Raw genomic sequence first — 8,366 nt, forward strand, 5'->3', positions numbered from 1 at the left:
AGGGTGATTAAATGTATTACACTAACCTACCTATTGAGTTAGGGCAGGAGTATAGAGAAAAGTCAATTCACAATTTTAAATGGTTGCTTGAAAAAGTACATGATATTGACGAAGTTATTGATAAACATAAACATAATGCCAGATATGCCCATAACGCTAAAAACATCCAATACAGAAAAGGTAATGTAGATGTTGAATTACATTACTTACGCAAGTTAATTATTAACTTGGTTCTGGGGCATAATGGAGACGGCATACAAGAATTGCGTGATTCCAGAACGGCAATTGACGGAACAAACTTCTCTTTATTGTCAGACAGAATCAAATATGATCTACAGGTATTAGATCAACGTATTGATGAAGAAGTAGACAAAATCATGGAGACATTTAGTTATTATATTAATATCAAATCTGTTGGTGCTATTGGCGATGGCAAGACAGATAACACAGACTTGTTTAGCAAATTCAAAGCTAAGCAAGTTTATTTTGTACCTGAGGGTACTTATTTAACACGTGAGTTTCCAGAAGGTTTATTCTTCGGTTACGGAGATTTAAAGGTTAAAAATGAAATCGTCCCGTTAGATAACAAAACCGCTCAACCTGTTAATGTTGATTATAACACCAACAATAAAGAACGTTATTACAGTTGGGTAGCCGGTCAACAAGCCGGTCGTAATCAGACTAAAGAAAGTTATTCTAATACTGGTGTCGGATATGCGGTGTTTAGAGACAATACCAAAGGTCGAAGATTAACCGCATTCGGTAAAGGTGCAATGTCTAACATGGTAGAAAGCTATTCTAATGACGCTTTCGGTTCAGACGCATTAGGTCAAGGTAAATTCGGGCAACGTAATACGGCCGTCGGTGCTAATGCTTTGAAGTGGGGCGGAGTAAATAACGCGATTGAAACATTGCACGATTTCTGGAAAGACAAAGGGAACAAAAACTTTGTAAATAGCTATTTCTTACCTAGATGGTCGGATGTTTGGCAATATTTAGGAACTGAATACCACCCTAACACTGATTTATACAGTTATAGTGATAGCGACTACATTAATAACGTAGGTGTAGGACGTAATGCTTTAGTTCATATGATGAAAGGCGTTGGTAACGTAGCTGTTGGTTATAACTCACAAGCTCATACAGTTAAAGGTAATGAGAATACTTCTGTTGGTAACCGTTCGTTACGTGATAACTTATTAGGTTATAGAAATACCGCCTTTGGTTCATACGCATCAGTTAACAATTTAACAGGTCAAGATAATGTGGCTGTTGGTGCCAATAACTTACAACAAACATTACACGCCAGCAATAATACAGCTGTCGGATACGGTGCTATGCATTTCTTCAAAGACGATAAGAACAAAAATACAGATAGTACCTACACTTACGGTTATCGTAATACAGCAGTCGGCACACAAGCTATGCAAGATGGTAAAAATTCCAGTTATTCTGTAATGGTAGGTTCATATGCTGGTCGTTTTGTTGAAGGTAATCATAACATCGGTATTGGTGCGTCATCTTTACCGGGATTAACAAAAGGTCAAGAAAATGTCGGTGTAGGTTCAAACGCTTTGCGAGAAGTTGTTAAAGGTAAAAACAACACCGCAATAGGATATACTTCCGGGCCAGTTGGGGATTACAAAAATACAACGAGTATTGGTTCTAACGCTCACGCGCTTGGCAATAACCAAGTGCAATTAGGTTCATCAGATTCTACTGTTTACGCACACAAAGAAATACAACAACGTTCTGACAGACGCGATAAAAACAGCATTAGAGAAACACGTCTTGGGTTAGATTTCATCAATAAATTAAAACCAGTCGATTATAAATATAACAACAGCAATTCAAATCGCTACCATCATGGATTTATCGCTCAAGATTTAGAAGCATTAACTGATAAAGGTTATGATTTTGGAGGCATCGACAATCCTAAATATACAGGTGGAGAAGATGTTTACAGTGTAGGATATTCAGAAATTATCGCACCGCTTGTTAAATCGGTACAACAGTTGTCACAGGAAAACGAAGCGCTAAGAAACAGAATTGAGAAGTTAGAAGGTGCTAATTAATGGAATTGAATAAAATAGCAAAGTATCAAGCTAAAAATGAACCTTATTTAAAGCCGATTTCTGACTTAGGAATTGGCTTTTATAATTTAGACGAGAACACAGCTACATTGCAATTTCAAATTTATAATGATAACGGGCCTTTGCTTATCAGTAATGAAAATGTTGAAGTGCATGGTTATTTTGAATCCAGCAATGGCAGTGTATCAACAGTGGATAAATTGAATGTGGTCGACGGTATGAATGGCATTGCGCAAATCACCTTAGATAAAGATTTCCTGCAAGCAAGTACATCAACACAAGTCACTGGTCAAATTTACGTAGCAGCCAATAACGTCACAGATAATCCAAATAACAATCAAACTGCAGTGTTAGGTGAGTTTACTTTCCAAGTTGCAGATGCTTTGATTAATAAAGTTTCATCATTCACTAAAGTAGAATACATCAGAATGTTTGACCAACTACGCGAGGAAATTAAGCAACGTACAAAAGAAATGGAAGACGATATAGGAGACATCAAAACACTTGTCGATGAAGTGGAAAACGCGGTGGCTGATGGTAAAGCAGATATAACTAAGATTAAGAACGACTCAATCAGTGAGTTAGAAGACATTGCAAATACAACAAATGCATCTGTCCAACAACAAGCAAACCAAGCCATATTGGACATACAGTCAATCGTTGACGAGTATTCAACTAAATTAAATGATGAAACACAAGAGAAGATAAACGAAGTTAATGAAGCAAGTGATAAAGTTTTAGAAAGCATTAAGCAAAACAACGTGGTTACGACGGAAGAAACGGATGATTGGCAGAAATATAAACTCACCGAAGATGACGGGACTATAAAATATTATTCAAAAGGTACTATAGAAGATGTAACACAACTCCCTTCAGGGTTATATGAAACGGTTTCAGATGATGATGCAACAGGACAAGGAATTCCATTAGATAACAGTTATGTACAAATTAAAGTATGGGAGGCAGGAAGAGGACGCAAAGAAATAGAACTTACTTCTACTTTCAACTCTGAAAAATATTTCAGATTGATTCACACAGACGGCGATAGAGACTCTGGGTGGAAGAAAGTAGGTAACGACCAAACCGACACTGGTTGGCTACCTCTTAGAATCAAAAATGGCTATAAAAAATCATCAATCCCAGACTTCGAACCGTCTTATCGAGTTATTGATAATGGTAATTTTAAACAAGTATATATCCGTTTAGGCGTCGAAAATCTTGCAAACGAAAAAAATGTAGTAGCTACAATCCCGTCTGAATTTGTACCTAATAAGATATATTCATTAGGCGTATCAACCACATATAAGACACCACCTAAGGTTATTATTTCTGGCGGGGATATAGAATTTCATCTTTATAATGGCGATAGTTATAATAGTACAGATTACATTATCTACCAAGACAATTGGATTATATAAGGAGGGGAGTAAATGTTTAAACAGATTTTTGACAAAGCAAACGGCGCACCTAAACTTATTCAGTCAATAATAGATGAAGAATCAGGTATCGAGCGTTTTGTTTATGATGAAGATAAATATACCGAAGAAATGCCACCAAGTGAACTGTACGAGCCAATTTCTTATAAAAACGGAAAATGGCAAGGTATCAGTTATGATGAGTGGAAATATAACCGTTCTGTTGAAAAAGATGAAGAAGAAGAAAAAGCGTCGTATGAACCTAACGCTAGTGAAAAAACGTTGGCGAAAGCACAAATGCAAGTGACTAAAACAGCTAATCAGCTAATGAAATCTCAAAAAGAACAAGCTGCTTTATCATTGGAACTTGTAAAAAAAGAAGAGCGTTTGAAACAGAACGAGATTATCCAAGCGCAAACAATGAAAGAATTAACAACAAAAGAACAGCGTTTAAAAGATATGGAAATGAAACAAGCTAAAGCGATGCTTGAAATCACAAAAATGAAAGGAAGTAATTAATATGTATCCAGGTTTCGATTCAATCAAATATTTTTACGACATTAACTGCTACACAAACGAGGATATTAAAACTTATGTGGAGTTAGACGCATTGACAAAAGAAGAATACAAAAAAATTACTGGTGAAGAATATCCAGAAGAACCACAGGCTTAGGCTTGTGGTTTTTTATCTAGATGGAAGTAGGTGAACACATGAATGAACAGTTTACAATACGCGATAAACTAGCCACATTATCTTTAATTGGGTTAGGCGTTTTTGTAGATATACGAGGCTTCTACTGGTTCATAAGCCCCGAAAGAGTAATCGAAGAAAGTGCTTTTTACCAAGCGTTAAATGACGTTATGTCTATTTGGATATGGGGTTTGTTACTGCTTATTTTCGGTACTTGTCTAATTCTCTCAAGTTTATTTTTCGGCAAACGATCTGTGAATAATGTTTCGAATTATTTTATGTTAATAGGTGGCCTAGGGAGCTCTATCATACACTTCTTAATGTCGTCGGCAGCTGTATATAATGCACTTAATTGGATAACTCCAGCACAATTGATCGCTATCACAGCATGGCTTGGCTTTGTCGGCTTTTTAGGTGGTTTAGGTATTTATGGACGAAAATAAATACGTATTAAGACACGAGTGGGAAAGATCAAGAGGCAAGATAAACGAACGCATAAACGAAGTGGATAAGAAACACACAGACAACTTTAATGGTTTGTTGAATAAAATAGATAGACAGACATTGCTACAAGAAAAATCGTTCGAGTCACAAGCTAGGTCAGAAAAACACTTAGAAAAAATGAGTGAATCATTAGCAACGGTAGGCACTAGAGTTACTGATTTAGAATACGCAACAAAAGATCATGAAAAAGAAATTAAAGATCTACGAGGAACTGTAGAAGCAGAAGCAAAAGGAAATAGAGAAGTTATCGGTTACTGGTTGGGATTTGCAGGGGTTGTATTAGTCCCACTTATCTCTTTAGTAGGAAACATCTTCTTTAAATAAGTCGGCACATATGTGTCGGCTTTTTATTTTATTTGGAGGTTCTTAAATGAAAGGTATAAATTGGAAAGTACGTTTTAAGAAGAAATCATTTTGGGTAGCTATCGTTTCGGCGATACTCCTTTTTGTTAACAATATAACGCAAGCATTAGGGTTAAACTATACAGAACAACTGGAACAAATTAGCGATGGTGTCAATGGGTTATTAGCTGTATTAGTCACATTTGGAGTGATACAAGATCCTACTACGAAAAGGTTAAAAGATAGTGGTATTGCACAGACTTACACAAAGCCACGTGATGAAAATATTGATCCAGTTGAATATCAGAAAGTGGTTAGTGATGATGCTATTACACCAGAACGGAAAGAATTGACTCCTCAAGAATTCGACACATCACAGCCATTTACTGATGATAGTGACGAAGTTGCTTTCGATGTTGCAGAATATGAATATGATGAAGAATTACCACGTGGTGCTAGTCGTTACCACGATGATGAAGTATTAAAGGAGAGTGAAGAAGATGGTCGCTAAATTAACACAAAAAGAAGCAGTCGCATATATTAAATCATTAGAAGGTAAGGGTTGGGACTTCGACGGTGCTTATGGGTTAACAACTGCATAGCCCATATAAAATCTTGTGAATTGCTGGGAAACCTAAGTGCTATCGCATATGGCAATCAGCAGCGAAGCCTACATGGTAACAGTGTAGGAACGTTCAACGACTAAGTATCGTCAATTGACGGACAGCGCAAGACATTTTTAAGGTATTGATGTTTAAGGATAGAATATGATATATTAAATGCGGATAGTTAGTATATTGAAACATATATAACTCCCCACCCCTGATATATATAGTTTGTTGAGTTTTTAGATTGGTATCTTAGCCCTTACCATTTGAGACGTATGGCGTGTTTGGTTTATAAATCGAATGCCCATACGTCTATTTATTATGCTTTGAAAATGATGATATAGTCTAGTCTCATGTGAAAGCATGAGGTTTCTTTTTATAGAAACTATTTAATGTTATACAAGTGCATTAAGAAATGAGTGCATGGAAAGGCATTAAATAAAATATATTACGGGCAGTGTTTTGATTTAGCCAATGTCTATTGGGCTAAACTGTTTGGACATGGATTAAGAGGCACAGGAGCGGCTGATATTCCTTTCCAAAACGACTTTACAAATGAAGCGCATGTTTACAATAATACGCAAAGCTTTTTAGCAAAACCTGGCGACGTGGTTGTATTCCCTAGAACATTTGGCGGGGGATACGGTCATGTCGCTATTGTTATATCTGCAACTTTAAACGCAATAACTGTCATCGAACAGAATTGGGTTGGTGGTGGCCTTAGTAAGACTGAAGTTGCTACACGCCGTACACATGGATATGAATTTCCAATGTGGTTCATTCGCCCATTCTATAAGAAAGCTAATATTACAAAAAGTGTTCAATCACCGACAGTTACGAAGAAAAAGACAACACCTAAGAAACGTAAGATGAAATCTTTGAAATACATCAGAGATGAAGTGAAAGGGTATCGCTTACCTAATCGTGGTTATAAGCCTAAATTTATTGTGTTGCACAATGATGCTGGTAGCATGAATGCAACTGCTGAAAATTATCATAACGGACTAGTAAACGCACCAGAATCACGTTTGGAGGCGGGTATAGCGCACAGTTATATTAGTGGCAATACGGTATGGCAAGCGCTACCAGAATCACGTATTGGTTGGCATACGGCTAATGCGATAGGTAATAAAAATGGATATGGCATTGAGATATGTCAATCTATTGGCGCTAGCGATAAGGTATTTTTAGCTAACGAACAAACTGCTTTCCAAGAATCTGCGAGAATGCTCAAAAAATGGGGATTACCTGCTAATCGTAATACGGTTAGATTACATGTTGAATTTTCATCCACAAGTTGTCCACACCGTTCAGCTAAGTTACACACAGGTCATGACCCAGTAACGCAAGGTCTATTACCTAAAGCTAAACAACTACAACTTAAAGATTACTTTATCAAGCAGATTAGATCATACATGGACGGTAAAGTGCCAGTTGCTACAGTTAAAAAATCTACTAGCTCGGCTAGTAATACTAAATCGACTGTTGCAGGCGCATGGAAAAAGAATAACTATGGTACTTATTATATGAAGGAAAAAGCGAGATTTGTGAATGGTAATCAACCAATCATCGCACGTACAACTGGACCATTCAGAAGTTGTCCAGTAGCTTATAACTTCCAACCAGGTGGCTATTGCGATTACGATGAAGTGATGCTGCAAGATGGTCATGTGTGGATAGGATATACATGGAAGAGTAAGCGCTATTACTTGCCTATTAGAACGTGGAATGGTGTAGCACCACCACATCACGGTGTAGGCACATTGTGGGGTTCAATAAAATAATATGTTATAATGTAGTTACGTACTACATTATGCTACACAAGGCAGGTACTTCGGTATCTGTCTCTTTTCTTATTTTATGATAAACTATATTTGTATAATTCTAGAGAGGTGTTTATGATGATTCCTCAAAAAATAAGAAAACGCACGAATGATTTTTGTGAAAGTAATAAAGAATTTAATATTGTTGATATAATTAATGATCTAGAAAAAGTAATCGAAAATTACGGTATTAAAGTTTTATATAGTAATATGAGTCTTTTTGATGAACCGAGTAGTATCAGCGGATATAGTCTAGTTAACGATGATGGTAAACCAGAAATTGTAGTAAATGTTAATCATGTAGAAGGTCGTAGAAGATTTACTATGGCCCATGAACTTGGTCATATTATTTTGCATTGGAATTATCCTAATAAAAAATTAAATAAAGAAGACGTGAATATATTGTATCGTGATAATTCTAGTGAAGACACAACAAATGAGAGAGAAACAGAAGCAAATGAATTTGCCGCTCAACTTTTATTACCATTAGAATTTATTAGTAATTCTTTACCTAAATCTATTAATGAATATGATGATGAAGAATTTGGCAAGTTAGTTTCAAGAGTTTCCAAAGTTTTTAATGTAACTAGACCATTTGCTAGAAGACAATTGAATAAATTGAGAGTTGATTCTAATGGATAATACGTCTGAAGATATAAGTAAAAAATTAAACGATGTATCTAGCGAAGAAGCATTGAATCCCGAAGAAGAAGAAAATAGAGACAATGCGTTTGAGGATCGCGCAACTGCTCAAGACGAGTATAGTGAAGCTAAAGTCTTAAATAAATCTTTACAAGAACATTTAGATTTCAAAAATAAGTGGAGAGGCTGGGCAGTTATAATTACCTTTATATTTGTTCTTATAGTATTAACTTTATTATATATTATAA

Annotated in this window: 10 protein-coding genes; all 10 read left to right on the top strand. The window is 36.0% G+C overall.

From position 1 onward, the window contains the following. Window positions 1–11 precede the first annotated feature (11 nt). A complete protein-coding gene (locus CD126_RS10125; protein ID WP_103370437.1) occupies window positions 12–2,075 on the top strand; it encodes a tail fiber domain-containing protein in 2,064 nt (687 codons plus the stop codon). Beyond that, window positions 2,075–3,511, top strand: coding sequence for a BppU family phage baseplate upper protein (locus CD126_RS10130; protein ID WP_103370438.1), 1,437 nt, complete (start codon window positions 2,075–2,077; stop codon window positions 3,509–3,511). The genes CD126_RS10125 and CD126_RS10130 overlap by 1 nt, the downstream gene beginning before the upstream one ends. Window positions 3,512–3,523: 12 nt before the next feature. Further along, a complete protein-coding gene (locus CD126_RS10135) occupies window positions 3,524–4,027 on the top strand; it encodes a hypothetical protein (RefSeq protein ID WP_103370439.1) in 504 nt (167 codons plus the stop codon). A gap of 1 nt (window position 4,028) precedes the next feature. Beyond that, a complete protein-coding gene (locus CD126_RS10140; protein ID WP_103370440.1) occupies window positions 4,029–4,181 on the top strand; it encodes an XkdX family protein in 153 nt (50 codons plus the stop codon). A gap of 38 nt (window positions 4,182–4,219) precedes the next feature. Beyond that, window positions 4,220–4,642: a hypothetical protein gene (locus CD126_RS10145; protein WP_103370441.1), complete on the top strand. Its 423-nt coding sequence runs from the start codon at window positions 4,220–4,222 to the stop codon at window positions 4,640–4,642. After that, window positions 4,629–5,027, top strand: a complete 399-nt coding sequence (locus CD126_RS10150) for a hypothetical protein (RefSeq protein ID WP_103370442.1) — start codon at window positions 4,629–4,631, stop codon at window positions 5,025–5,027. The genes CD126_RS10145 and CD126_RS10150 overlap by 14 nt, the downstream gene beginning before the upstream one ends. A 46-nt stretch (window positions 5,028–5,073) precedes the next feature. Then, window positions 5,074–5,556: a phage holin gene (locus tag CD126_RS10155; protein ID WP_198465103.1), complete on the top strand. Its 483-nt coding sequence runs from the start codon at window positions 5,074–5,076 to the stop codon at window positions 5,554–5,556. Window positions 5,557–6,072: 516 nt separating this feature from the next. Next, window positions 6,073–7,437, top strand: a complete 1,365-nt coding sequence (locus tag CD126_RS10160; RefSeq protein WP_103370443.1) for an SH3 domain-containing protein — start codon at window positions 6,073–6,075, stop codon at window positions 7,435–7,437. Between the two features lie 117 nt (window positions 7,438–7,554). After that, entirely contained in the window at window positions 7,555–8,118 is a 564-nt protein-coding gene (locus tag CD126_RS10165) for an ImmA/IrrE family metallo-endopeptidase (protein WP_103370444.1), read from the top strand. Continuing rightward, on the top strand, window positions 8,111–8,366 hold a 256-nt coding region (locus CD126_RS10170), incomplete at its 3' end, for a hypothetical protein (protein ID WP_142381368.1). The genes CD126_RS10165 and CD126_RS10170, both read left to right, overlap by 8 nt.

This window comes from Staphylococcus pettenkoferi, assembly GCF_002902685.1.
GTDB lineage: Bacteria > Bacillota > Bacilli > Staphylococcales > Staphylococcaceae > Staphylococcus > Staphylococcus pettenkoferi.

Excerpts from the sequence above, each read along its gene's own strand:
- CD126_RS10165 (WP_103370444.1), top strand. The coding sequence starts at position 7,555 with ATGATTCCTCAAAAAATAAGAAAACGCACGAATGATTTTTGTGAAAGT.
- CD126_RS10125 (WP_103370437.1), top strand. The coding sequence starts at position 12 with ATGTATTACACTAACCTACCTATTGAGTTAGGGCAGGAGTATAGAGAA.
- CD126_RS10135 (WP_103370439.1), top strand. The coding sequence starts at position 3,524 with ATGTTTAAACAGATTTTTGACAAAGCAAACGGCGCACCTAAACTTATT.
- CD126_RS10155 (WP_198465103.1), top strand. The coding sequence starts at position 5,074 with ATGAAAGGTATAAATTGGAAAGTACGTTTTAAGAAGAAATCATTTTGG.
- CD126_RS10145 (WP_103370441.1), top strand. The coding sequence starts at position 4,220 with ATGAATGAACAGTTTACAATACGCGATAAACTAGCCACATTATCTTTA.
- CD126_RS10140 (WP_103370440.1), top strand. The coding sequence starts at position 4,029 with ATGTATCCAGGTTTCGATTCAATCAAATATTTTTACGACATTAACTGC.
- CD126_RS10130 (WP_103370438.1), top strand. The coding sequence starts at position 2,075 with ATGGAATTGAATAAAATAGCAAAGTATCAAGCTAAAAATGAACCTTAT.
- CD126_RS10150 (WP_103370442.1), top strand. The coding sequence starts at position 4,629 with ATGGACGAAAATAAATACGTATTAAGACACGAGTGGGAAAGATCAAGA.